Raw genomic sequence first — 23944 nt, 5'->3', positions numbered from 1 at the left:
GGGGGCCGCTGTTCCACGGCCCCCGGCACGGGCCTGCCGCTCCCGGTGCGGGCCTGCCGCTCCCGGTGCGGGCCCACCGCTCCCGGCACGGGCCCGCCGACTCAGGCCACAGCCTCAGGCCACAGCCTCAAGCCCGCCGTTTCAGGCCCGCGGCCTCAGGACCGCCGCTTGGTGTGCCGCGTCGGCGCGGCCGTCGCCGGGTCCTCCGGCCACGGGTGCTTCGGATAACGGCCGCGCAGCTCGGCCCGCACCGAGCGGTACCCCTCGCGCCAGAACGACGCCAGATCGGCCGTGACCGCCGCCGGGCGCCCGGCGGGGGAGAGCAGATGGACCAGCAGCGGGACCCTGCCGTCCGCGATGCGCGGGGTCTCCTGCCGGCCGAAGAGTTCCTGCAGCTTGGCGGCCAGCACGGGCTGCTCGCCGGAGTAGTCGATCCGGATCCGCGAACCGCTGGGCACCTCCATCCGCTCCGGTGCCAGCCGGTCGAGCCGGGCGGCGTCCCCCGTCGCCCAGGGCAGCAGCCGCGCGAGCGCCGTGCCCGCGTCGGCACGCTCCAGGTCCGCCCGCCGCCGGGCCCGGGCCAGCTCCGGCCCGAGCCACAGGTCCGTACAGCCGAGCAGTGCCGCGTCCGACACGTCCGGCCACGGGGCGCCCAGCACCCGGTGCAGGAAGGCCATCCGCTGCCGCAGCGCCACCGCGTCCCGCGACCAGCGCAGGAGCCCCGGACCCTCCTGCCGCAGGCCCTCCAGCAGCGCGGCCCGCACGGCCGCCGGATCGGGTTCCCGCAACGGCCGTACGGACAGCTCGACCGCGCCCAGCCGCTCCACCGCGCGCGCCAGCACGTCGCCGCGCCCGGCCGACCAGACGACTTCCTCACCGGACGTGCGCAGCGGCCCGGCCGCGAGCCGGGCGGTGTCCTCGTCGGTGACCGCGGCCAGGCGTATCCGCGCCGAGGCCGAGGTCGCCGGACGGTCGGCCACGGCCACCGCCAGCCACTCGGCGGTGCCGAGCCGGGAGCCGTCCGCCGGTTCCGCCCCCGTTCCGTTCACCATGACGAAGCTGTCCGTCCCGCGCCTCCGGGCCACCCGTTCGGGGAACGCCAGCGCGGCGACGAGCCCGGCGGCCCCGTCGTCGGACAGCTCCGTACGACGGCCGCGGTCCAGGTCCGTACGAGGGCTGTGGCCGAGGTCCGTGCGAGGGGCGCGGTCCGAATCCGTACGAGGGCCGGGGTCCAGCTCCGTACGACGGCCGCGGTCCAGGTCCGTACGAGGGCCGCGGTCCCGGCCGGGCGGGCGCCGGGCCTCCGCGGGACCCGAGGCGGCGGCCCCTGCCGGACCCACGCCCTCGGCGCCCTCCGCCGGTCCCGCGGCCACGCCCGCACCCGCACCTGCGCCCGCGCCCGCCGGTCGTACGGCCGCCTCCAGCCGTCGGGTCTCCCGGCGCCAGCGGGCCGCGTAGCCGTCCCCGCCCGTGCTCTCCCGTCGTACCGCGCGCCACACGGCCGCCAGATCGTCGCCCAGAGCGCGCGGCGGTTCCTCCGACAGCAGCGCCACGATCTCGGCCGCCCGGCGCGCGCCCACCTCCCGCGCGCCGTCCAGCAGCGCCCGCGCCAGCCGGGGATGCAGGCCCATCCGGGCCATCCGTACGCCCCGTTCCGTCGCCCGCCCGTTCCCGTCCACCGCGCCGACCGCCCGCAGCACCTCCCGGGCCGCCGCCATCGCCCCCGCGGGCGGCGCGTCGAGCAGCGCCAGCCCCGAGGCGCCGGGATCGCCCCAGCAGGCCGCCTGCAACGCGAACGGCGCCAGGTCCGCCACCGCGATCTCCGGCGACGGCCAGCTCGGCAGCCGCGCGTCCTCACCCTCCGCCCAGCACCGGAACGCCAGTCCCGGCGCCTCGCGCGCCGCCCGGCCCTGGCGCTGCGCGGCCGCCGCCCGGGACACCCGCACGGTCGTCAGCGAGCCCAGCCCGCGCCCGTGGTCCATCCGCGGCTCGCGGGCCAGCCCGGAGTCCACCACGGTCCGTACGCCCGGCACGGTCAGGCTCGACTCGGCCACGGAGGTCGCGAGGACCACCCGCCGTCTCGCACCGCCGCCGCCCCGCAGCACCGCTTCCTGCACCCCCGCCGGCGCCCGCCCGTGCAACTGGAGGACCTCGGCACCGGAGCCGCCCAGCATCCCGGCCACGCGCGCGATCTCGCCCGTGCCGGGCAGGAAGCAGAGCACGTCGCCGTCGCCGTCCCGCAGCGCCGACCGCACCGTCGCCGCGACATGCTCCAGCAGCGCCGGGTCGACGCGCATCCCGTGCGGCGGCCGCACCGGCCCCGGCGGCGGGGCGTGGCGCACCGTGACGGGGTACGTCCGGCCCTCCGCCCGCACCACCGGCGCCGGGCCCGAACCGTCCGCCGAGCCCAGCAGCCGCGCCCAGGCCTCGGCGTCCGTCGTCGCCGAGGCGGCCACCAGCTCCAGTTCCGGCCGCAGCGCGGACCGCACGTCGAGCAGGAAGGCGGCGGCGGTGTCCGCGTCGAGGTGCCGTTCGTGGCACTCGTCGAGCAGCACGGTGTCCGCGCCGGGCAGTTCCTGGTCGCGCTGGAGCCGCTGGAGAAGCACCCCGGTGGTGACGACCTCGACGACCGTCTCGCGGCTCACCCGGCGCTCGCCGCGCACCGTGAAGCCGACCCGGCGGCCGGTCTCCTCGCCCAGCAGCCACGCCATACGGCGCGCGGCGGCCCGTACGGCCATCCTGCGCGGCTCGGCGACCAGCACGCGCCGCGGCCCGGCGCGGCCACCCGGCACCAGCCCCGCCAGCGCGAGCGGTACGAGGGTGGTCTTGCCGGTGCCGGGCGGCGCGGCGAGCACCGCGCCGGTACGGGTCCGGAGGGCTTCCAGCAGGCCGGGCAGGGCGTCGCGCACGGGCAGCGCGAGCAGTTCGTCGGTGCGGATCACGCCCCCAGTCTCCCGCGCCCGCCGAAGACGGCCGCGGCCCGGGACTGCCCGTCTCCGGCCGCGGAGGGCTCCGGCCGCGGACGGGACCCCGGGCCGGACCTTGCCGACGGCGGGGCCCGCTGCCCGCCCGCCCCCGCCCCCGTTCCGTCGGACCGGACCGGCGCCCCCGCTCCGGTCGCACCGAATCGGCGCCCCCGCTCCCGTCGGACCGGACGGGGCGCCCCCGTTCCCGTCGGCCGGATCGGCAGCCCGGGCCGCTACCGGTCGCAGACGAAGATCGCCGTCCCCGGGATCAGATGGCCGCGCAGCGGTGACCAGCCACCCCACTCCTGGTGGTTCCAGTCCGGCCACTCCGGCTCGACGAGGTCGGCCAGCCGGAAGCCCGCGGCGACGACGTCGCGCACCCGGTCACCGATCGTCCGGTGGTGCTCGACGTAGACGGCGTCACCCGTTTCGTCCTGTTCGACGTACGGCGTGCGGTCGAAGTAGGAGGCGGCGACCGACAGCCCCTCCGGGCCCGGCTCGTCCGGGAACGCCCAGCGGATCGGGTGCGTCACCGAGAAGACGAACCGTCCCCCGGGCCGCAGCACCCGCCGGACCTCGCGCAGCACCCGCACCGGATCGGCGACGAAGGGCAGCGCCCCGTACGCGGAACAGGCCAGGTCGAAGGCACCGTCGGGAAAGGGCAGCGCCCCCGCGTCGGCCTGCACGAGGGGGAAGCCGGCACCGATCCGCAGCGCGTGCTGGAGCTGCCGGTGGGACAGGTCCAGGGCGACGGGGCGGGCGCCCCGGGCGGCGAGCCAGCGGGAGCACTGCGCGGCGCCCGCGCCGATCTCCAGGACATCGCGCCCCGGGAGCCCGGAGGCGGGCCCGAGCAGCCCGGCCTCGGCCTCGTCGAGGCCCTCGGGACACCACACGAAGCGGTCGTCGCCCAGGAACGGACCGTGTTCGACCTGGTACTCGTCGGCGTTGCGGTCCCACCAGCCGCGGTTGGCCCGGCTGCTCTCGGTCTCCCCGGAGCGGCGCCGGACGGCCCGGGCGTCGTCGTCCACGGAACCCGCCGGCGGCGTCGGTTCCACTTCGTCCTCTTGGTTCATCGCGCCCGTCGTCGTAGTCTTCCGTCGAACCGGCCGGGCCCGGCGCGGCCCGGTCCGCCGCGTGGCCGTCCTGCACTCCGGTGCGGTCCGGCCGTGGATGAGATCTGCCGGATATGGGGGATTCCGCCCATCCTGCGCTCTTCGCGCATTGACCCTGCCCGGCTGCCCCCGTATGCTACAAGTTGCGCTGCGGGCCTGCGCACCTCAGACGGAGCAGGTCGCGCTCGCATTGGTTGAAGATCCCCTCGGTCGACGAGGCGCTTCTTGCATCCCCTCGGGGAGGAGAGGCGTCCTCAGGGCTGTCCGGCTTCGGCAGTGCGATACGGGTTCTCGGCGTAGCAGTACCTACGACTCAATGTCCGTACCGGAGCCCTTTCCCACATGACGAGCAGCACCGAGGCAATCCGCACCACCCCGCAGGTGGCGGTCAACGACATCGGTTCCGAGGAAGAATTCCTCGCCGCGATCGATGAGACGATCAAGTACTTCAACGACGGCGACATCGTCGACGGCGTGATCGTGAAGGTCGACCGGGACGAGGTCCTGCTCGACATCGGTTACAAGACCGAAGGCGTCATCCCCTCCCGCGAGCTCTCGATCAAGCACGACGTCGACCCGAACGAGGTCGTGGCCGTCGGTGACGAGATCGAGGCCCTGGTTCTCCAGAAGGAGGACAAGGAAGGCCGCCTGATCCTCTCGAAGAAGCGCGCTCAGTACGAGCGTGCCTGGGGCACCATCGAGAAGATCAAGGAAGAGGACGGGATCGTCACCGGTACGGTCATCGAGGTCGTCAAGGGTGGTCTCATCCTCGACATCGGCCTCCGTGGCTTCCTTCCGGCGTCCCTCGTCGAGATGCGCCGCGTCCGCGACCTCCAGCCCTACGTGGGCAAGGAGCTCGAGGCCAAGATCATCGAGCTGGACAAGAACCGCAACAACGTGGTCCTGTCCCGCCGTGCCTGGCTCGAGCAGACGCAGAGCGAGGTCCGCCAGACCTTCCTCACGACCCTGCAGAAGGGCCAGGTCCGCTCCGGCGTCGTCTCCTCGATCGTCAACTTCGGCGCGTTCGTGGACCTCGGCGGCGTCGACGGCCTGGTGCACGTCTCGGAGCTGTCCTGGAAGCACATCGACCACCCCTCCGAGGTCGTCGAGGTCGGCCAGGAGGTCACGGTCGAGGTCCTGGACGTCGACATGGACCGCGAGCGCGTCTCCCTGTCGCTGAAGGCGACCCAGGAAGACCCGTGGCAGCAGTTCGCCCGGACGCACCAGATCGGCCAGGTCGTCCCCGGCAAGGTCACCAAGCTCGTTCCCTTCGGCGCGTTCGTCCGCGTCGACGAGGGCATCGAGGGCCTGGTCCACATCTCCGAGCTGGCCGAGCGCCACGTGGAGATCCCGGAGCAGGTCGTCCAGGTCAACGACGAGATCTTCGTCAAGGTCATCGACATCGACCTCGAGCGCCGTCGCATCAGCCTCTCGCTGAAGCAGGCCAACGAGTCCTTCGGTGCCGACCCGACGGCGGTCGAGTTCGACCCGACCCTGTACGGCATGGCCGCGTCCTACGACGACCAGGGCAACTACATCTACCCCGAGGGCTTCGACCCGGAGGCCAACGACTGGCTGCCCGGTTACGAGAAGCAGCGCGAGGAGTGGGAGCGCCAGTACGCCGAGGCGCAGGTCCGCTTCGAGCAGCACCAGGCGCAGGTCATCAAGTCCCGCGAGGCGGACGAGCAGGCCGCTGCCGAGGGTGCTGCCGCGCCCGCCGGTGGCGGGGCTGCCGCTCCGTCCGGCGGTGCCGGTGGCGGCGGCGGTTCGTACTCCTCGGAGTCCGCGGACAACTCCGGCGCCCTGGCGTCGGACGAGGCGCTCGCCGCGCTCCGCGAGAAGCTGGCGGGCGGCCAGAGCTGACGCTCCGGTCCCGTCCAGCCTCAGCTGAACGCTGAAACGGTAAGGCCCGCTCCCTCACGGGGGGCGGGCCTTACCCGCGTTCCACCCCCGTGGCCGGGGAATGCCCCGCCCCCGGCCCGGCGTTGGAGAAGCACAGGAACGAGGAGGAGAGCGGACTGTGCAGGACCCCCAGGATTTGTACGAGTGGGAGCCGACCGGGCTCGCGGCCGCCGACGCCGTGAGCGGCCGGGAATCGGCCGGGCTGGTGCTGCTGTACCACTTCGACGGCTACATCGACGCGGGCGCCGTGGGCGACCAGATCGTCGAGCGGCTGCTCGACGGCCTGCCCCGGCAGGTCGTGGCCCGCTTCGACGCGGACCGGCTCATCGATTACCGGGCGCGGCGGCCGCTGCTCACCTTCCAGCGCGACCGCTGGACCCGGTACGAGGCGCCGAAGCTCGAACTGCATCTCGTACGGGATGCCACCGCCGCGCCGTTCCTGCTGCTCAGCGGCCCGGAGCCGGATGTCGAGTGGGAGCGTTTCGCGGCCGCCGTCCTGCAGATCACGGAGCGGCTCGGGACCAGGCTGCACGTCAACTTCCACGGCATCCCGATGGGCGTGCCGCACACCCGGCCCGTCGGCCTCACCCCGCACGGCAACCGTGTCGACCTGGTGCCCGGCCGGCCCAGCGTCTTCGAGGAGGCCCAGGTCCCGGGCAGCGCGGCGTCGCTGCTGGAGTTCCGGCTTGCCGAGGCGGGGCACGACGTCCTCGGTGTCGCCGCGCACGTCCCGCACTACCTGGCGCGCTCGCCGTACCCCGACGCGGCCCTGACCGCGCTGGAAGCCGTCACCGCCGCCACCGGCCTGGTGCTGCCGGGGGTCGCGCACGCGCTGCGCACCCAGGCGCAGCTGGCGCAGACCGAGATCGAGCGGCAGGTGGGCGAGGGCGACGAGGAACTGGTCGCGCTCGTCCGCGGACTGGAGCACCAGTTCGACGCCGCGGCCGGTGCCGAGTCGCGCGGCAATCTGGTCGCGGAGCCCGCGCAGCTGCCGTCGGCGGACGAGCTGGCGAGCGAGTTCGAGCGCTATCTCGCCGAGCGGGAACTCGGCGACGAGAGCTGACGGGGGCGGCCGGCCGGAGCGCCCTTCCCCGGGCCCGGCGGCCGCCTGCGCATACCGGCCGGTAGGGTGAGGCGCATGCTGAAGGTGGGCCTGACAGGCGGAATCGGCGCGGGGAAGAGCGAGGTGTCCCGGCTCCTCGCCTCCTGCGGCGCCGTGATCGTGGACGCCGACCGGATCGCCCGCGAGGTCGTCGAGCCCGGTACCCCCGGGCTCGCGTCCGTGGTCGCCGAGTTCGGCCCGGACGTCCTGGCCCCGGACGGCACGCTCGACCGGCCGAAGCTGGGCGGCATCGTCTTCGGCGACCCGGAGCGGCTGAAGGCGCTGAACGCGATCGTCCACCCGCTCGTCGGCGCCCGCTCCGCGGAGCTGGAGGCCGCGGCGGGGGAGTCCGCGATCGTCGTGCACGACGTGCCGCTGCTCACCGAGAACGGCCTCGCCCCGCTCTACGACCTGGTCGTGGTCGTCGACGCGGCCCCGGAGACGCAGCTTGAGCGGCTGACCGGGCAGCGCGGCATGACCGAGGAGGAGGCCCGTTCCCGGATGGCCGCGCAGGCGAGCCGGGAGCAGCGGCTGGCGGTCGCCGACCTGGTCGTCGACAACGACGGCCCGCTGGAGGCGCTCGCCCCCCGGGTCCGCGAGGTCTGGCAGGAACTCCTCCGCCGGGCGGGGGAAGCACCTACGGCGTCCTGAGCGTCCCCCCGGGTCCGCGAGGTCTGGCAGGAACTCCTCCGCCGGGCGGGGGAAGCACCTACGGCGTTCTGAGCGGAGCCGGACGCGTCCCGCGCGGCGGGCCGGGCGGCACGGCGCGCGGCCGGGGGCGGGAATGCGGGCGGCCCGATCGCTGTTGAGCCGACCGTACGCAGTCGCGCGGTGCCCGCGGGCGCCACGCGCGCCCCGGGGCCGGCGACGGCCCCAGCTCACTCCGGGAGGAGACGGCCGTGTCCGCGAGCACCCCCGAGACGAACGTCATCCAGTACCGCGCCGCCGAGCAGCTGCTCGCCGCCCGTGACCCGATGGGCGCGGTGAAGCTGCTCGAGAACGTCGTCGCCGACCACCCGGAGAACACCGCCGCCCGGCTGCTCCGCGCCCGGGCCTTCTTCCACTCGGCGCAGCTCCGCCCGGCCGAGCTGGAGTTCCGGCTCGTGCTGGACCGCGAACCGGACAACGCGTACGCGCACTTCGCGCTCGGACGCACCCTCCAGCGGGCCGACCGCCCGTCCGAGGCCACCCGCCACTTCCGGCTGGCGGCCGCCCTCGACCCGCGCCCCGACTTCGTCGCGGCCGCGGGCTTCGGCAGCGGGGGGACCGGGGCGGACGGCGCCTGACCCGTGCGCCCGACGGGGCCCGTCGCGGCCGGAATGCCCGGCAGCGGCGGGCCCCTCTCGGCTACGGTCGGCACATGCCGCCATCCGCCGGGAAGTTCGACGCAGCGCTGGAGGCGTGGCAGCGGTGGCAGGACAGCCCCGGCGGGCGGCTGCGCTACACGCTCGCCGAGGCCAATCTGGTCCGGCACACCGGGCCCGGGCCGCACGGCGGCGGTCCCGCGCTGCGGGTCCTCGACCTGGCCGGTGCCGACGGCGGCGACGCCCTGTGGCTCGCCCGGCGGGGCCATCACGTCACGATCGCCGACTTCGCCCCCGCCATGCTCGCCCGGGCCCGGGAACGCGCCCGGGCGGCAGGGGTCGGGCATCTCCTGGCCACCGTGGAGGCGGATGTGCTGGAGCTGCCGGAGGAGCTGACAGCACCGGCGTTCGACCTGGTCGTCTGCCACAACCTGCTGCAGTATCTGGACGAGACCGCGCCCGCGCTCCGGGCCGCGCTCGCCCCGCTGCGGCCGGGCGGACTGATCTCGGTGATGGCCTTCAACCGGCACTCCGGTCCGCTGGACCTCGTCGTGCGCGCGCACGACCCGGCGGCCGCCCTCGCGGCCCTCGGCACGCGGCACGGCCGTACCCGCACCTTCGACACCGAGATGACGCTGCACACCGCGGAGGAGGTCCGCCCGGTCCTCACCTCCCTCGGCTGCACCGGCGTGCGGCACTACGGCATCCGCGCGTTCTGCGACTTCGTCACCGACGAGGAGCGCCGGAACGACCCGGACTTCTTCGCCGACCTCGAACGCCTGGAACTCGCCGTCACCGACCGGCCGCCGTATCCCCACCTCGCCCGGATCTTCCAACTGGTCGCCCGCAAGGCCACATGACCGGCCGGCTCCGGCCGGCTCGTGCCGACTCATGCCGGCACCGGCCGACCCGTGCCGACCCCGGCCGGCGGGGCGTCCGCGGGCTGCTGGCAGGATGGCCCGCCGGTGCAGCGACGGACGACAGCGACGGACGACGGGGTGAGACACGGTGAGACACATGGCCAGGCGGTCCTGGAACGAGTCGGCGGCTGTCCGGGCGCGGATACGGGGCTGTCTGCTCGGCGGCGCGATCGGCGACGCCCTCGGCAATCCGGTGGAGTTCCTCTCCACGGCCCGGATCCGGGAGACGTACGGGCCGGAGGGGCTGCGGGACCTGGTGGCAGCGGGCCGGGAACCCGCCGGCACGGTCACCGACGACACCCAGATGACGCTCTTCACCGCCGAGGGGCTGATCCGAGCCCACGCCCGGGCCTCCGCGAAGGGCATCGGCGGCGCCGAGACGCAGCTCGTCATGGAGGCGTATCTGCGTTGGCTCGACACCCAGAACCACCCGGCACCGCCCCCGGCGGACGGGCAGCCGTACCGCGACGGCCGGCTCCGCGAGGAACCCTGGCTCTACGCGCGCCGGGCGCCCGGCAACGCCTGCCTGACCGGCCTGGAGCAGCGGCACATCCCCGACCCGCACGCCGAACTGCGCGGTGAGCCGGGCCCGGTGAACCCCGGCTCCAAGGGCTGCGGCACGGTGATGCGCTCCGCGCCGTTCGGCCTCACCGGCGCCGACGCCCGGCAGGCGTTCGAACTCGCCGCCCGCTGCGCCCAGATCACCCACGGCCACCCCACCGGCTACTACGCGGCCGGGGCCTTCGCGGCCGTCGTCCACCACCTGCTGTACGGCGAGACGCCGGAGGCCGCCGTGCTGCGGACGCTGCGGCTGCTCGCGCGCTACCCGGGCCACGAGGAGACGACGTCCGCGCTGACCCGGGCCGTCGACCTCGCGGCGGCCTGCGACGGCACGGCCCTCCCGGACCCGGAGCGGGTCGAGATGCTGGGCGGCGGCTGGGTCGCGGAAGAGGCCTTGGCCATCGCCGTGTTCTGCCTGCTGGCCGGTCACGCCTCCGCGCCGCGCGAGGCCAACGGCCCGCTGTCCGCCCGGCGCACCCGGATCCGCGACACGCTGCTGCTGTCCGTCAACCACTCCGGCGACAGCGACTCCACGGGCGCCGTCTGCGGCAATCTGCTGGGCGCCCACCACGGCGACTTCCGGCTGCCGCGGGAGTGGCTGTCCCGGGTGGAGGGCCGGGCGGTGATCGCCCTGCTCGCGGACGACTTCGACGCGGAGTTCCACCCGGCGGACGAACGGGCCCCGCAGTGGTGACGCCGCCTGCCGGGTGACGTGCCGGGCGGAGGACGGGCGACCGCGGGGTGAGGCGCCGGGTGACGTGCCGGGCGACCGCCGGGTGATCTGCCGGGCGAAGGACGGGGGCCGGTGCCGGTGGCGGACCGCGCCGCGCCGCGGGTTGACCTCAACTCTGGTTGAGGTACGAGGCTGGTGTCCGACAGCGCGGCCGCTCCCGAGCAGGCCCGCACGCCACGACCGAGGAGCCGGCCATGCCCGAACGCACCGTACCCGTACTGCCGGACGTCACCCGTCCCGATGCCGGGGCGCCCATGTTCAGCACCTGGCGGGTGGGCACCCCCGAGCGGCAGCGCGCGGTGGCCGACGCCATCGCGGACACCTGGGACAGCCGCCCCTGGCCCACCCCCGACCTGCTCGGCTACGCCGTCTACGCGAGCACCGACGGCGACACGCTGCTGCACCACTCGCAGTGGTCGGACGAGTCCGCCTACCACGCCTTCGTACGAAACCACCGGCAGGAGCGCAACGACGCGATCGACGCGGCCGTCCCCGGCATCGAACGGGTGGGACTGCACACCTACGAGCTGTACCGGCACACGAAGCAGCCCGGGGACCGGCGCGTGCCCGGCTGCATCGTCGTCGTGGACGCGGTGTTCGACGGGCCCGGCCCGGAGCGGCAGCGCGCCTGGGTCGACGCGGTCTTCGAGGCGCTGGGGGGCGAGGAGATCCCGCACCCGGGCGGGATCTCGGGGAACTTCTTCGTGAGCACCGACGGCACCCGGGTGCTCAACTATGCCGAATGGGAGAGCGAGGAGGCGCACGTCCGGGCGCTGGCCTCGCCCGGAGAGGGCATCGGCTCCGGGAGCGCCGCGTGGCAGCGGGTGCAGAACTTCCCCGGACTGCGGCGCGACGCGGGAGGCGTCAGGCGCTACCGGTTGGCGTGGAGCGGCTTCCGGCGCTGAAGCCGCTTCCGTCCCCGCCCCGTCCTCCCCGTCCCCTCCCGGTACGTCCTGCCGGGAGCAATCCGGGGCGGGGCGCGCCGAGTCCACGGCCGTGACCGGCCACCCCGAAGTGCGGCATTGGTGAATACTGGGCGGGCGGACGCACCGTCAGCCGGTGCGAAGACGTCGCGCGGCGCCAAGGCGGAGCGAAGACGAAGCGGGAACGAAGCGGGAACGAAGCGAAGAGGAGAACATGGCGGACCAGCGGGGGTTGACGACCGACCGGGCGCGTCACGCGGTGGTGATCGGCGGGAGTGTCGCGGGGCTGCTCGCCGCCGCCGTGCTCGCCGAGCACGCCGAGCGGGTCACCGTAGTCGAACGCGACCGGTTCCCGGAGGGTCCGGAGGCCAGGGCCGGGGTCCCGCAGGGCCGGCACATCCATGTCCTGCTGGAGGGCGGGCAGAAGGCCCTGGAGCAGCTGCTGCCCGGGCTGTGCGACGAGATGCGGGCCGCGGGTTCCCCGGAGGTCGGCATGCCCGGGGACATGGTGCAGTGGCAGGGCGGCCGCTGGTACCGCCGCACCGAGAGCACCGCGGTCGTGTTCACCGGCACCCGGCCCCTCATGGAGCACGCGATCCGCCGCCGGGTGCTGGCGGACTCCCGGATCCGCACGGTCGGGGGAACCGAGGCCGTGGGGCTGGCCGGTGACGCGCGGCGCGTCCGGGGCGTACTGCTGCGCGAGCGCGGCACGACGCACCGGAACAACCCGGAGCTGCTGGAGGCCGACCTGGTCGTCGACGCGTCCGGACGCGGTTCGCGCGCCCCGCGCTGGCTGGCGGAGCTCGGCGCCGAACCGCCGCAGGAGGAGACCATCGACACCGGGCTCGCCTATGCGACCCGGCTGTACCGGGACGGTTCACGGGGCAAGGTCGCCGACGCCCTCGGCTACTACGTCGTGCCCAACCCCGCGCAGACGTACGGAGCCGTCGTCCTGCCGGTCGAGGGGGACGGGCTGCACCTCGTCACCCTGTCCGGGCTGCGTGCCGACCAGCCGCCCACCGACAACGAGGCGTTCGAGGCCTTCGCGCGGAAGCTTCCGCACCCCATCGTGACCGAGTGGCTGTCCGCGGCGGAGCCCCGGTCGTCCGCGTCCGCCTACCGCCGCACGGCCAACGTGCGGCGGCGCTACGACCGGCCCGGCGCCCGCCCGTCCGGGTTCCTGGCGACCGGCGACGCGCTGTGCACGTTCAACCCGATCTACGGGCAGGGCATGAGCGTCGCCGCCCTCAGCGCGCTGGCCCTGCGCGACGCCCTGGCGGACCGGCGGCATCCCGCGACGACCCGCCGGGTGCAGAAGGCCCTGCTCGCCGCCTCGAACACGGCCTGGGACATCTGCGCGGGCGCCGACAAGTCCATGCCCGGAGCCACGGGCAACGCGGTCCGTTTCCGGGCCGCCGACCGCCCCGCGTCGTGGTACCTCCGGCGGGTCCAGGCCCACGCCCCGGGCAACCCCGTCGTGGGCGCCGCGTTCCGGGCGGTGCTGGGACTGACCGCTCCGGTCGGCGCGCTGTTCGCCCCGCGTGTGCTGCGCGCCGTGCTGTTCGGTTCCGTTCCCGCCGCCCCCACGGAGCCACCGCTCGGCCGGGAACGCGCGGCGGACGCGGAGGACGCCTGCTGAGTCCGTACGCCTGCTGAGTCCGTACGGCCGCTGAGTCCGTACGCCCGCCGAACCCCGTACGTCCTGCGAACGGAAGCGGGGATGCCGCCGCCGGGGGAGTGAGCGCGTCCGGCGCCGCGGCGCGCGCGGCGCGCGCCACCGGTGACGGCGGCCGCCGGGGCTTGATCTGAAGCGTGGTTGAGGTATGAGACTCGAACCATGAACACACCTGACAGCGGATTTCTCCTCTTCCGCAACACCATGCGCATCACCGAAGGGCACCTGGACGCGTTCCGGAGCGCCGTCGACCGGGCGGTGGGCTTCGTCGAACAGCACGGGCCCCAGCTGATGGTGGAGGTCTTCGTCGACGAGAAGCAGCTCCTCGCCCACAGCTTCCAGCTCTACCGGGACTCGGACGCCGTCCGCGAGCACTGGAGGCTGTCGGACCCGTACATCCAGGACGTGATGGAACACTGCCGGGTGGAGCGTTTCGAGGTGTTCGGCGAGCCGGACGAGGATGTGGTCGCGGGCATCCGGGAGGCGCTGGGCGAACAGCTCGCGCCCGCGTTCGCGCCGCGCTTCACCGGTTTCGTGCGGTTCGGCGGGGAGGGTGCCGGGGGAGCCCGGGCGTGAGGAACGGGACGGCGCGGCGGATGCGCCCCGCGGCGCGCCCACGCGCGGCGCGCCCGCCCCGTCCGCCGTCGCCGTCCGCCGGCCGGTCCCCGGTCAGCGCTCCTCGAACGACACCCGGTGCAGCTGCCCGGGCAGGTCGTTCGCCACGTACAGCTCGCCGTCCGCGTCGCGGCCGAAGGTGGTGACCTGGGTGGGCGTCTCGCCGAGGACGGCGCTCTCGTAGCCGCCGCCGGGGACGGCCCGCAGGCCCCAGACCGTGGAGGAGCAGTAGTCGGTCGCGAGATAGGTGCCGCCGGCCAGGTTGGCGTACTGCTTGCCGCGGTAGACCTCGCCGCCGATCACCGAACATCCCCCGACGGAGGTCGGATAGGTGAACACCGGGTCGGTGTAGTCGGCGTCGTCGGCGCAGTGCGCCGGGTCGAAGACCTCCAGGCCCTCCCGGCAGGACCAGCCGAAGTTCGCCCCGCCGCCGTCCGCGGGCAGATGGTCGACCTCCTCGGAACCGCCCTGGCCGACGTCGCCGATCCACAGCGAGCCGTCGTTGTCGTCGAACGAGAAGCGCCAGGGGTTGCGCAGCCCGTACGCCCAGATCTCACCGCGCGCGTGGTCGGTGTCGGCGAAGGGGTTGTCCCGCGGAACGCAGTACGCCTGGTCCGGTTCGCCGCAGCCGGGGGTGACGTCCAGCCGCAGGACCTTGCCGAGCAGGGTGGTGAGGTTCTGGCCGTTCCGGTGCGGGTCGCCCGCGCCGCCGCCGTCACCGATGCCCCAGTACAGCTTGCCGTCGGGGCCGAAGGCGAGCTGGCCGCCGTTGTGGTTGCTGTTCTCGGCGTGCTCGTGGGTGAGGACCTCCTCCAGCTCGCCGTCGTCCAGGTCGTACCGGGCGAGGGTCACCGCGTCGTCCGGCAGCCGGGTGTACGACACGTACAGCAGCCGGCTCTCGGCGAAGTCGGGGGCGGCTGCGATGCCCAGCAGGCCGCGCTCGTTGCCGGCCGGGTCGACCGCGCCCGTCAGGTCGGCCAGGGGCTCCCCGGCGAGGCCGGTGTCCGGGTGGTAACTGCGGACGATCCCGGCCTTCTCGGTGATGAACAGCCGGCCGCTGTCGTCGTCCGGAGCCGTGATCGCGGTGGGGCGTTGCAGGCCGGAGGCGACCCGGGTGGTGGTGACGGCCAGGTTCTCCAGCGGTATGGCGGTGGCCTGGCCGGTCCCGGCCTGCGTACCGGAGCGTGCGGCCTCGCCGGCCCGCGCCGCCGACCAGCCGGCCGGCACCAGCAGGACGGTCAGGGAGAGTGCGAGGACCGAGCGGCCGATCCGTTGAGCTCGTGGCATGACGGCTCCTGGGGTGTGTGGAGTGACCCGTCGGCGACGGTTCGCTCCGGCCGGGGCCGGGATCGCCGTACTGCTTCCGGGACGGTCTCGGCCGCCGCCCGCACCCGGCGGCGCCGAAGCGGACGGTACCGCGCCGGGGCGGGCCGGAGCCAGAGCCGGACCGGAGCGGGACGACGGAGCCGGGCCGGAGGCAGAGCCGGACCGTTGCGGGACGACGGAGCCGGAGCGGGGACCTTGAGCCGGGGCAGGACCGGGACCCGGAGCCGGACCGGAGCCGGACCGGAGCCGGACCGGGAGCCGGTACCCACCATCCCTACGCGGAGCTGCCCGGCGGGACCATCTGTGCCGTGGTGCTCGCCCCGTCCAGCGACTCGCGGATGATGTCGGCGTGCCCCGCGTGCTGCGCCGTCTCCCGGACCAGGTGCAGCAGAACCCGCCGCGCCGACCAGTGGACCGTCCCGGGCGGGCTCCACGGGCTGCCGGGCAGCGGAACGGTCCGGTCCAGGTCCGCCAGTGAGGCGACGACCCGTTCCGTCGTGCGGGCCGCCGCCGCGTAGTCCTCCAGCAGCCCGGCCAGGGTGGCGTCCTCCGGCATCCGGTACTGGTCGGTGTCGAACATCGTCTCCGGTGCCCTGCCGTCGCCCGCGGCCAGGATCTGCATCCAGTTGCGCTCCTCGTACGTCAGGTGCCGGATCAGGCCGCCGAGCGTCAACTCGCTGACCGTGCTGCGCGCGCGGGCCCGGGCGTCGTCGAGTCCGCGGACGGTGATGAGCAGATTGGCGCGCTGCTCGGCGAGGCTGCGCAGGAACTCGCCGCGCTCACCGGGCAGCTGGGATTTTGGGGGCCCGGGGCGGGCGGGAGGTGTTGCGGACGGTGACATGGCGGGTCGTCCTCCTTCTCGGGTACGGCCGTGCGCGTACGGCTCGGTGCGCGCGGCCTCTCGGGGTACGGCTGCGTACGGCTCGGTGCGCGCGGGCCTCTCGGCGCACCGCTTCCCGGACGAACGGGCCCCGGACGTACGGGCCCCGGACGTACGGACCCCGGACGTACGGATTCCGGGCGCACGGATCCCGGGCGCACGGGCACGGAGATGCCGCGCGAGGCGGTGGGTTCCGGGTGAGGACGACGTCAGGCGCCGATGCGGTCGGTTCCGGTCCGCGGCGACGCCGGTCATGGCGCGGAACGCCCCCGCCCGACGGGCGGGGCGTCAGCTCGGGCGCCGCCGCCGGGGGAACGCCCAGCGGAGCCGGCGCTTGGCCCGGTCCAGCCGGGGATGCCGGTCGCGCTGCTCCCGGGAGTAGCGGTCCAGCTCCTCCGCGAGCCGGAAGGAACGCTTCTCCACATCGAGTTCGTCCAGCACCCGGTCGACCTCCGCCAGCAGCGCCCCGTGCAGCTGCCACTGCCGGGGATGCTCCTGGATCTGCTCCAGCAGCAGCTGTGCGACGTGTTCGCGCGCGGCGCGGGCCGCGGCGAGTTCGGCCACCAGGAAGGTCTCCGCGTCGTCGGCGTCGCTGCTGACCTGGGCGGTGATCAGCACGGCGAAGCTCTGTACCGCACCGGCCATGTGCAGGAACAGCTCCCGCAGCGCCGTCGAGATGTCCGGCGGGAAGAGGGGTTCCTCCGTGCGCTTCTTGGCCAGGTCCGTGAGCGAACGCGCCGTCACCCGCAGCACCACCGCGCAGATCTCCAGCGTGTCCAGTCCGGTCCGCAGCACGATCCGGGACAGCAGCCCCTCCTTGACCCGGGGGTTGAAGCGAAGGCTCTCCTCCGCCCGGGTGAGCGAGGAGTCCACCTCCACGATGTCGTGGTCCAGCCGGCGCGCCTCGTGCAGCCGGGCGGCGGCCCGCTCGACCGGGGTGTGGCCGCCCAGCTCCTCGCCGATGTCCAGCAGCAGCGCCGACATCCGCCGGGCCAGGTCCTCGATGGACTCACCGGCGCTCTCCACCCAGACGGGGGGCACGAACACCATGTTGAACACCAGCCCGACACCGGCGCCCACGAGGGTCTCCAGCACCCGGGTCAGGGCCAGGTCCGTCGCATGGGTGACGCCCAGGACGAGCATCGCGGAGATCGCGACCTCCGGGACGAACTCCTTCGCGCGGACCAGATGTCCGAGCACCAGCGCCGAGATGATCAGCAGTCCCAGGCTCCACCAGCTCAGCCCCACGACCGCGCTGAAGCCGACGGCGATGAGCACACCGGCCACCACGGCGTTGACCCGGCGCATCCCGCTGGTGAGGGTCGCGTACAGGGTGACCTGGACGACGAGCAGGGCGGTCAGCGGCGCCAGCAGGGGAGGGGCGGGTGAATCCAGCAGCACCTGGGCTGCGGCGTACGCGAGCGTCGCGGCGGTCGCGGACCGGACCGTCTGGACGACGACCGGGTCGTTGCGCCGCCCGAGGAGCTTCGCCACGGGTTCCGGAACGACATCGGGCACCTTGTGCCCCTTCCCGCTCAGCCGTTTCCGAGACATCGCCGGCGGGGTTGCCACCCGGGTGGGCCCTCGCCCGCGACAGGGCCGCGGTGGGAGCCGCAACCCGCACGGGGATTGTCTGTGGACAGTCAAGCCTGCGACCATACGGCGCGCCGGTGACCGCACACCACGCGGGAACCGGCGCTCCCCCCACAACCCTTCACCGGGAGGAACCAACGTGAAGAGGTCCGTACTCCTCGGTACAGCCGGGGCCGTACTCGCCGCCGCCACCGCCTTCGGCGCACCCTGGACGGCCACCGCCGGCCAGAGCGCCGGAGCCTCCGCACCCGCCGCCGCCGCGGACGGGCAGCGGGCAGCCGTCACCAAGCTGAGCCACGCCGACGCCACCGCGCGGCTGAAATCCGCCGGCATCGCCTGGACGTCGAGCGGCGGTTGCAGCGACCGGAACACTCCCACCTGCACATCCTTCGAACAGGTGAACCTGGCGACCATTCAGGGGGCGGCCACCCTGAAGTCCGCGAGCGGCTGCGCGCTGACGGTCACCGGCGGCACCGAGACGGGCCACGCCTCCGGCACGTACAGCCACTGGAACGGCTACAAGCTGGACTTCAGCCCGACCGGCTGCCTCTCCGGCTACATCACCGGCACCTTCACCTACATCGGCGAACGGGGTGACGGCGCGGCCCAGTACGAGGCGGCCTCCGGCAACGTCTACGCCCGCGAGAGCAACCACTGGGACGTGACCTACTACAACTGCGGCGGCTGCTGAACGGACCCAGGACCGGCGTGCCGCCCCGGCCGCCGGCGGCCCCGGCCGTCCGGGCGGCGCTCCGTGCGCCGGGCGACGCTCGTGCGCCGGCCGTCCGCAGACCGTACGTCCGGCTGCCCGTGCTGCCCCGGCCGCTCAGAACAGCGGCTGGGGCAGCACGCCCTCCAGCGCCAGCAGTGAGCGCTTCGTCTCCAGCCCGCCGCCGAACCCGCCGAGCCCCCCGCCGCTCTCCACGACCCGGTGGCACGGCACGACCACCGGCAGCGGATTCGAACCCATGGCCACACCGACGGCCCGCGCCGCCCCCGGCTCGCCCACCCGGTCGGCGAGGTCCTGATAGCCGACGACCGATCCGTACGGGACGCCGTCCGCGAGTTCGCGCAGCACCCGCCGGTTGAACCCGCCCGTCAGCGACCAGTCCAGCCGCAGGTCGAAGGTGCGCAGGCCGCCCGCGAAGTACGCCCGGAGCTGCCGCACGGTCTCCCCGAGCAGCGCCGAGTCCGACGCCTCGGGCGACGCCCCGCCGAACCGCCGGCCCAGCTGATCGAGGGCGCGGCGCGTGGTCGCCTCGTCGGCGTGGAAGACGACGTTCACCAGCCCCTCCCCGGTCGCCGCGATCAGCAGCGGGCCGATGGGGGTGCCGGTCACGGTCCAGGTCACTGCGGTCATCCCAGCAGGCTAGTGCCCCGGCGCCCGGCCGGGTGCACGGACGGCTGTGCCCCCGGCACGGGAGGACCGGGGGCACAGCCGCGGGGCGGACCGGGACGGGACACCGCGCGGGTGCCCCGGGCCCGGACGCCCGGGTCAGGAGCCGGCGGGCACCGGCTCGGAGGCGCGCGGGGCGCCGCTGCCGCTCACGGCGTCCCGCACCACGTCCGGGGTGTTCGTGATGATGCCGTCGACCCCCAGGCCCGCCAGGTCGGCGGCGACCGCGCCGTCGTTCACCGTCCAGGTGAACAGCTCCAGCGGCTTTCCGTGGGCGCCCTTGAGCTGGTGCACCGCGTCGACGTAATCGGCGGTCACGGTCCGGTAGCTCGGATTGATCTGGTCGGTGAACTCGGCGTACGCGGGAAGCTCCGAGACGTCCGGAGTGCCGAGGAAGCCCGTCTTCACGTCCGGGCGCAGCGTGTGCACCGTCCGGACGCTCTCGGCGCCGAAGCTCTGCAGGATCAGCCGGTCCCGCACGTGCCGCCGGTCCAGCCAGCCGGAACCGCGCAGCTCGCCGAGGATCTGTGCCTCGATGCCCGGGTACAGCTCCGGGGCCTTGATCTCCAGCAGCAGCTTCTGCTGGTTGCGCGTCATCTTCCGCAGGAACTCCCGCAGCGTCGGCACCTTCTCGCCGGCGTAGTCCGCGGAGAACCAGCTGCCCGCGTCGAGCTTCCGGATCTCGGCGAGGGTGAAATCGGAGACGCTCCACGGGGCGCGGTCCGGGAAGACCTCCTCGACGTCGGTCGTCCGGGTGAGGTCGGTGTCGTGGATCACGACCAGCTTTCCGTCGCTGGTGCGCTGCACGTCGTTCTCCACCCAGTCGATGCCGAGCTGGTGGGCCTTGTCGGCGGCGGCGAGGGTGTTCTCCGGCGCGTAACCGGACGCGCCGCGGTGGGCGACGACCACCGGGTCGCTCTGCCGCTCCGCGGCCTGCGCCGTCGAAAGGGGGAGAAGGAGTGCGGAGAACCCCAGAAGCGCGCCGGTGACGGCTGCGACAGGGCGTGTGGGCACGTGGACTCCTCGCGTCGTCTGTGCACGGACTCGCCGAGGTTCCCAGTCCGCTCCCAACGGGAAACAGGCGCAAGGTGGACAGAAGTTGAACGAGAACGTCGTCCACACGACGTATTGCACCATACGGCGATATTTAGATGATGATGGTTCCGTGAGTGTCGGCAAGTCGGTGCGAGCGTGTCGGCGAGTCGCCGAAGGCCGGCCTTCGGCGCGCCGCGGGACGGCCTTCGGCGCGCCGCGGGACGGCCTTCGGCGCGCCGCGGGACGGCCGCCCGGCGCGGGCGGGAGCAGCTCCGAAGTGTCCGCACCGCCCGTTGTCGGTGGCTGGTCGTACGGTGGTCCCATGCGGCCCGTATCCCACATCGAACGCACGGTGGCGCCCTTCGAGGTCGTCAGCCCTTACCAGCCCAGCGGCGACCAGCCCGCGGCCATCGCGGACCTGGAGCGGCGGATCACCGCCGGTGAGAAGGACGTCGTGCTGCTCGGCGCGACCGGCACCGGAAAGTCGGCGACCACGGCCTGGATGATCGAGAAGCTGCAGCGGCCGACGCTGGTGATGGCGCCGAACAAGACCCTGGCGGCCCAGCTCGCCAACGAGTTCCGCGAGCTTCTGCCGAACAACGCCGTCGAGTATTTCGTCTCCTACTACGACTACTACCAGCCCGAGGCGTACGTCCCCCAGTCGGACACGTACATCGAGAAGGACTCCTCGGTCAACGAAGAGGTCGAACGCCTGCGCCACTCCGCGACGAACTCCCTGCTCACCCGCCGGGACGTGGTCGTCGTCGCCTCCGTCTCCTGCATCTACGGCCTCGGCACCCCGCAGGAGTACGTGGACCGGATGGTCCCGCTCAAGGTCGGCGAGGAGATCGACCGCGACCAGCTGCTGCGCCGCTTCGTGGACATCCAGTACACCCGCAACGACCTCGCCTTCACCCGCGGCACCTTCCGGGTCCGGGGCGACACCATCGAGATCTTCCCGGTCTACGAGGAGCTGGCCGTCCGGATCGAGATGTTCGGCGACGAGATCGAGGCGCTCTCCACGCTGCACCCGCTCACCGGCGAGATCATCACCGAGGACCAGCAGCTCTACGTCTTCCCGGCCAGCCACTACGTCGCCGGACCCGAGCGCATGGAGCGGGCCGTCACCGCCATCGAGCGGGAGCTGGAGGAGACGCTCGCGAAGATGGAGAAGCAGGGCAAGCTGCTGGAGGCCCAGCGGCTCCGGATGCGCACCACCTACGACATCGAGATGATGCGCCAGATCGGCACCTGCTCCGGCATCGAGAACTACTCCCTGCACATCGACGGCCGCGAGTCCGGCAGCGCGCCGCACACCCTGCTGGACTACTTCCCCGAGGACTTCCTGCTCGTCATCGACGAGTCGCACGTCACGGTCCCGCAGATCGGCGCGATGTACGAGGGCGACGCCTCCCGCAAGCGGACCCTGGTCGACCACGGCTTCCGGCTGCCGTCCGCCATGGACAACCGCCCGCTGAAGTGGGAGGAGTTCCAGGAGCGCGTCGGCCAGACCGTCTATCTCTCGGCCACCCCCGGGCAGTACGAGCTGTCCCGCGGGGAAGGTGTCGTCGAGCAGATCATCCGGCCCACCGGGCTCGTCGACCCGGAGGTCGTCGTCAAATCCACCGAGGGCCAGATCGACGACCTGGTGCACGAGATCCGTCTGCGCACGGAGAAGGACGAGCGGGTGCTCGTCACCACGCTCACCAAGAAGATGGCCGAGGACCTCACGGACTACTTCCTCGAGCTCGGCATCCAGGTGCGCTATCTGCACTCGGACGTCGACACGCTGCGCCGGGTCGAGCTGCTGCGCGAGCTGCGCGCCGGCGAGTACGACGTCCTGGTCGGCATCAACCTGCTCCGCGAGGGGCTCGACCTGCCCGAGGTCTCCCTCGTCGCCATCCTCGACGCCGACAAGGAGGGCTTCCTGCGCTCCGGCACCTCGCTCATCCAGACCATCGGCCGGGCCGCGCGCAACGTCTCCGGCCAGGTCCACATGTACGCCGACAGGATCACCCCGGCGATGGAGAAGGCCATCGAGGAGACCAACCGGCGCCGCGAGAAGCAGATCGCGTACAACACGGAGCGCGGGCTCGACCCGCAGCCGCTGCGGAAGAAGATCAACGACATCGTGGCCACCATCGCCCGCGAGGAGGTCGACACCCAGGAGTTGCTGGGCACCGGCTACCGCAGCCCGAAGGACGCCAAGGAGGCGAAGGCCCCGGTCCCGGCCCTCGGCGGCAAGGCGGCGGCGAAGTCCGGGGGCAAGGGCGACAAGGGCGCCACGCTCACCGACCGGCCCGCGGCCGAACTCGCGGAGCTGATCGAGGAGATGACCGACCGGATGCGCGCGGCCGCGGCCGACCTCCAGTTCGAGGTCGCGGCCCGGCTGCGGGACGAGGTGGGCGAGCTCAAGAAGGAGCTGCGCCAGATGCGGGAGGCAGGCCTCTCCTGAGGGTTCCTCCGGGAATCCGCCCGGCCGCGGGGCGCTCCCGGAGGCCTGCCGTGTTGCAAGAACGACACAAACCGGTACGCCGCCTGCCCCGCCGTCACCGGCTCTGCGTAGGGTTTCAGTCCGGCCGCAACAGATCCGCGGCCGGAGCGGATCGAGAGGGGACAGCGCGTGAGCGTCAATTTGTCCAAGGGGCAGGGCATCAGCCTGGAGAAGTCCGGCGGGGGAAGCCTGACCGCGGTGCGGATGGGGCTCGGCTGGCAGGCGGCCCCGCGCCGTGGACTGTTCGGCACCCGTACCAAGGAGATCGACCTCGACGCGTCGGCCGTGCTGTTCGCCGACAAGCAGCCCGTCGACGTCGTCTTCTTCCGTCACCTCACGAGCGACGACGGCTCCGTCCGGCACACCGGTGACAACCTCGTCGGCGGAGCGGGCCAGGGCGGCGACGACGAGGCCATCCTCGTCGACCTCCAGCGGGTGCCGGTGCACATCGACCAGATCGTCTTCACGGTGAACTCCTTCACCGGCCAGACCTTCGCCGAGGTGCAGAACGCCTTCTGCCGGATCATCGACGAGACCAACGGCGAGGAGATCGCCCGCTACACCCTCACCGGTGGCGGGCAGTACACCGCGCAGATCATGGCCAAGGTCCACCGGACGGGCAGCGGCTGGTCGATGACGGCCGTCGGCACCCCGGCCAACGGCCGGACCTTCCAGGACCTGATGCCGGCGATCGTGCCGCACCTGTAGCAGGACCCGCGCCGCGACGGCCCCCGGAGACGGCTGTCCCGGGGGCCGCCGCGGCAGCGCGGCAGGCAGAACACGACGAGGGGGACGCACGATGACGGCCGAGCTGGTGCGCGGTCAGAACCATCCGCTTCCGGGCACCCGCCTGGAAATCCGGATCTCGGCGGGCGTGCCCGTCGTGGCCGGGGCCACCCTGGCGGACGAGCGGGGCAGGGTCACCGGTGCAGACGCGGTCGCGCACCCAGCCTCGCCGAGCCTGCCGGGCATCGAGGTCTCCCGGCAGGCCGCGGCGGACCACCGGCTCGCCGTGGACCTCCAAGCGCTGGCCCCGGCCGTGCACCAGGTGACCGTGCTGCTGGCCCTGCCCGACCGTACGGGCGGACCGACCCGGTTCGGCGGTCTCCCGGCCCCGTTCGTCTCCGTCACCTCGCTCGACGGCACCGAGATCGCCGGCTACACCGTCACGGGGCTGGACTCGGAGTCCGCCGTCACCGCCCTCGAGCTCTACCGCCGCCAGGGCGCCTGGAAGGTCCGCGCGGTCGGCCAGGGCTACGCGGGCGGACTCGCCGACATGCTCGGCGACCAGGGACTGCCGCAGGCCGCCGAGCTGGCCGCCACCGTCCAGGACACCGTCGCCCGCGGCATGGCCCGCTCCATGACACCCCCGCCCCGCCCCGGCAACGGCGGCGGACGGGTCCGCAC

Annotated in this window: 20 protein-coding genes; 13 read left to right on the top strand and 7 right to left on the bottom strand. The window is 73.7% G+C overall.

Annotated elements, in window-relative coordinates; genetic code table 11:
- Window positions 1-155: 155 nt before the first annotated feature.
- Both GCU69_RS20230 and GCU69_RS20225 read right to left on the bottom strand, forming a co-directional pair.
- Entirely contained in the window at window positions 156-2942 is a 2787-nt protein-coding gene (locus GCU69_RS20230) for an ATP-dependent RNA helicase (protein WP_156206809.1), read from the bottom strand.
- Between the two features lie 257 nt (window positions 2943-3199).
- A complete protein-coding gene (locus tag GCU69_RS20225; RefSeq protein WP_098751391.1) occupies window positions 3200-4039 on the bottom strand; it encodes a class I SAM-dependent methyltransferase in 840 nt (279 codons plus the stop codon).
- A gap of 381 nt (window positions 4040-4420) precedes the next feature.
- On the opposite strand from GCU69_RS20225, the gene rpsA reads away from it, so the two are divergent.
- The 9 genes from rpsA (at window position 4421) to GCU69_RS20175 (ending at window position 13774) form a co-directional block, all read left to right on the top strand.
- Window positions 4421-5941, top strand: a complete 1521-nt coding sequence (rpsA, locus tag GCU69_RS20215) for a 30S ribosomal protein S1 (RefSeq protein ID WP_098751389.1) — start codon at window positions 4421-4423, stop codon at window positions 5939-5941.
- A gap of 157 nt (window positions 5942-6098) precedes the next feature.
- Complete coding sequence (locus GCU69_RS20210; protein ID WP_098751388.1) at window positions 6099-7043, top strand: PAC2 family protein; 945 nt, start codon at window positions 6099-6101, stop codon at window positions 7041-7043.
- A 75-nt stretch (window positions 7044-7118) separates the two neighbouring features.
- Window positions 7119-7733, top strand: coding sequence for a dephospho-CoA kinase (gene coaE, locus GCU69_RS20205; RefSeq protein WP_098751387.1), 615 nt, complete (start codon window positions 7119-7121; stop codon window positions 7731-7733).
- 248 nt (window positions 7734-7981) lie between these two features.
- On the top strand, window positions 7982-8368 hold the full coding sequence (locus tag GCU69_RS20200) for a tetratricopeptide repeat protein (RefSeq protein WP_098751386.1): 387 nt from the start codon (window positions 7982-7984) through the stop codon (window positions 8366-8368).
- 74 nt (window positions 8369-8442) lie between these two features.
- On the top strand, window positions 8443-9246 hold the full coding sequence (locus GCU69_RS20195; RefSeq protein ID WP_098751385.1) for a methyltransferase domain-containing protein: 804 nt from the start codon (window positions 8443-8445) through the stop codon (window positions 9244-9246).
- Between the two features lie 157 nt (window positions 9247-9403).
- Window positions 9404-10561, top strand: a complete 1158-nt coding sequence (locus tag GCU69_RS20190; RefSeq protein WP_098751384.1) for an ADP-ribosylglycohydrolase family protein — start codon at window positions 9404-9406, stop codon at window positions 10559-10561.
- 233 nt (window positions 10562-10794) lie between these two features.
- Window positions 10795-11505, top strand: coding sequence for an antibiotic biosynthesis monooxygenase (locus GCU69_RS20185; protein ID WP_098751383.1), 711 nt, complete (start codon window positions 10795-10797; stop codon window positions 11503-11505).
- Between the two features lie 232 nt (window positions 11506-11737).
- Window positions 11738-13162 (top strand): FAD-dependent oxidoreductase, encoded by a 1425-nt coding sequence (locus GCU69_RS20180; protein ID WP_156206808.1) that lies wholly within the window; start codon window positions 11738-11740, stop codon window positions 13160-13162.
- 198 nt (window positions 13163-13360) lie between these two features.
- Complete coding sequence (locus tag GCU69_RS20175; RefSeq protein ID WP_156206807.1) at window positions 13361-13774, top strand: hypothetical protein; 414 nt, start codon at window positions 13361-13363, stop codon at window positions 13772-13774.
- 93 nt (window positions 13775-13867) lie between these two features.
- Here GCU69_RS20175 and GCU69_RS20170 read toward each other — a convergent pair whose 3' ends face one another.
- From GCU69_RS20170 to GCU69_RS20160, 3 genes are all read right to left on the bottom strand, one after another.
- Window positions 13868-15100, bottom strand: a complete 1233-nt coding sequence (locus GCU69_RS20170) for a PQQ-dependent sugar dehydrogenase (RefSeq protein WP_156206806.1) — start codon at window positions 15098-15100, stop codon at window positions 13868-13870.
- A gap of 313 nt (window positions 15101-15413) precedes the next feature.
- On the bottom strand, window positions 15414-15980 hold the full coding sequence (locus GCU69_RS20165) for a DinB family protein (RefSeq protein ID WP_098751379.1): 567 nt from the start codon (window positions 15978-15980) through the stop codon (window positions 15414-15416).
- Between the two features lie 327 nt (window positions 15981-16307).
- The gene (locus GCU69_RS20160; protein ID WP_235978592.1) at window positions 16308-17537 is read right to left on the bottom strand and encodes an FUSC family protein; all 1230 of its coding nucleotides are present in this window, start codon (window positions 17535-17537) and stop codon (window positions 16308-16310) included.
- Between the two features lie 214 nt (window positions 17538-17751).
- Between GCU69_RS20160 and GCU69_RS20155 the strand changes: the two genes are divergently transcribed.
- Window positions 17752-18303, top strand: a complete 552-nt coding sequence (locus GCU69_RS20155) for a hypothetical protein (RefSeq protein WP_156206805.1) — start codon at window positions 17752-17754, stop codon at window positions 18301-18303.
- A gap of 135 nt (window positions 18304-18438) precedes the next feature.
- On the opposite strand, the gene GCU69_RS20150 is transcribed toward GCU69_RS20155, so the two are convergent.
- Together GCU69_RS20150 and GCU69_RS20145 are read right to left on the bottom strand one after the other, a co-directional pair.
- Window positions 18439-18972, bottom strand: coding sequence for a methylated-DNA--[protein]-cysteine S-methyltransferase (locus GCU69_RS20150; protein ID WP_098751376.1), 534 nt, complete (start codon window positions 18970-18972; stop codon window positions 18439-18441).
- 135 nt (window positions 18973-19107) lie between these two features.
- Entirely contained in the window at window positions 19108-20022 is a 915-nt protein-coding gene (locus GCU69_RS20145; protein WP_098751375.1) for a glycerophosphodiester phosphodiesterase, read from the bottom strand.
- Between the two features lie 343 nt (window positions 20023-20365).
- Between GCU69_RS20145 and uvrB the strand changes: the two genes are divergently transcribed.
- From uvrB to GCU69_RS20130, 3 genes are all read left to right on the top strand, one after another.
- A complete protein-coding gene (gene uvrB / locus GCU69_RS20140) occupies window positions 20366-22498 on the top strand; it encodes an excinuclease ABC subunit UvrB (RefSeq protein WP_156206804.1) in 2133 nt (710 codons plus the stop codon).
- Between the two features lie 168 nt (window positions 22499-22666).
- Complete coding sequence (locus GCU69_RS20135) at window positions 22667-23245, top strand: TerD family protein (protein ID WP_098751373.1); 579 nt, start codon at window positions 22667-22669, stop codon at window positions 23243-23245.
- Between the two features lie 91 nt (window positions 23246-23336).
- Window positions 23337-23944, top strand: a 608-nt coding sequence (locus tag GCU69_RS20130) for a TerD family protein (RefSeq protein ID WP_170315892.1), incomplete at its 3' end; no start/stop codon positions are given.

Source organism: Streptomyces lycii, assembly GCF_009735685.1.
Lineage (GTDB): Bacteria > Actinomycetota > Actinomycetes > Streptomycetales > Streptomycetaceae > Streptomyces > Streptomyces lycii.
This window is presented reverse-complemented; position numbering and strand designations above follow the sequence as displayed.

Coding starts and splice junctions, on each gene's coding strand:
- GCU69_RS20225 (WP_098751391.1), bottom strand. CDS start 4,039: ATGAACCAAGAGGACGAAGTGGAACCGACGCCGCCGGCGGGTTCCGTG.
- rpsA (WP_098751389.1), top strand. CDS start 4,421: ATGACGAGCAGCACCGAGGCAATCCGCACCACCCCGCAGGTGGCGGTC.
- coaE (WP_098751387.1), top strand. CDS start 7,119: ATGCTGAAGGTGGGCCTGACAGGCGGAATCGGCGCGGGGAAGAGCGAG.
- GCU69_RS20195 (WP_098751385.1), top strand. CDS start 8,443: ATGCCGCCATCCGCCGGGAAGTTCGACGCAGCGCTGGAGGCGTGGCAG.
- GCU69_RS20190 (WP_098751384.1), top strand. CDS start 9,404: ATGGCCAGGCGGTCCTGGAACGAGTCGGCGGCTGTCCGGGCGCGGATA.
- GCU69_RS20185 (WP_098751383.1), top strand. CDS start 10,795: ATGCCCGAACGCACCGTACCCGTACTGCCGGACGTCACCCGTCCCGAT.
- GCU69_RS20180 (WP_156206808.1), top strand. CDS start 11,738: ATGGCGGACCAGCGGGGGTTGACGACCGACCGGGCGCGTCACGCGGTG.
- GCU69_RS20175 (WP_156206807.1), top strand. CDS start 13,361: ATGAACACACCTGACAGCGGATTTCTCCTCTTCCGCAACACCATGCGC.
- GCU69_RS20170 (WP_156206806.1), bottom strand. CDS start 15,100: ATGCCACGAGCTCAACGGATCGGCCGCTCGGTCCTCGCACTCTCCCTG.
- GCU69_RS20165 (WP_098751379.1), bottom strand. CDS start 15,980: ATGTCACCGTCCGCAACACCTCCCGCCCGCCCCGGGCCCCCAAAATCC.
- GCU69_RS20150 (WP_098751376.1), bottom strand. CDS start 18,972: ATGACCGCAGTGACCTGGACCGTGACCGGCACCCCCATCGGCCCGCTG.
- uvrB (WP_156206804.1), top strand. CDS start 20,366: ATGCGGCCCGTATCCCACATCGAACGCACGGTGGCGCCCTTCGAGGTC.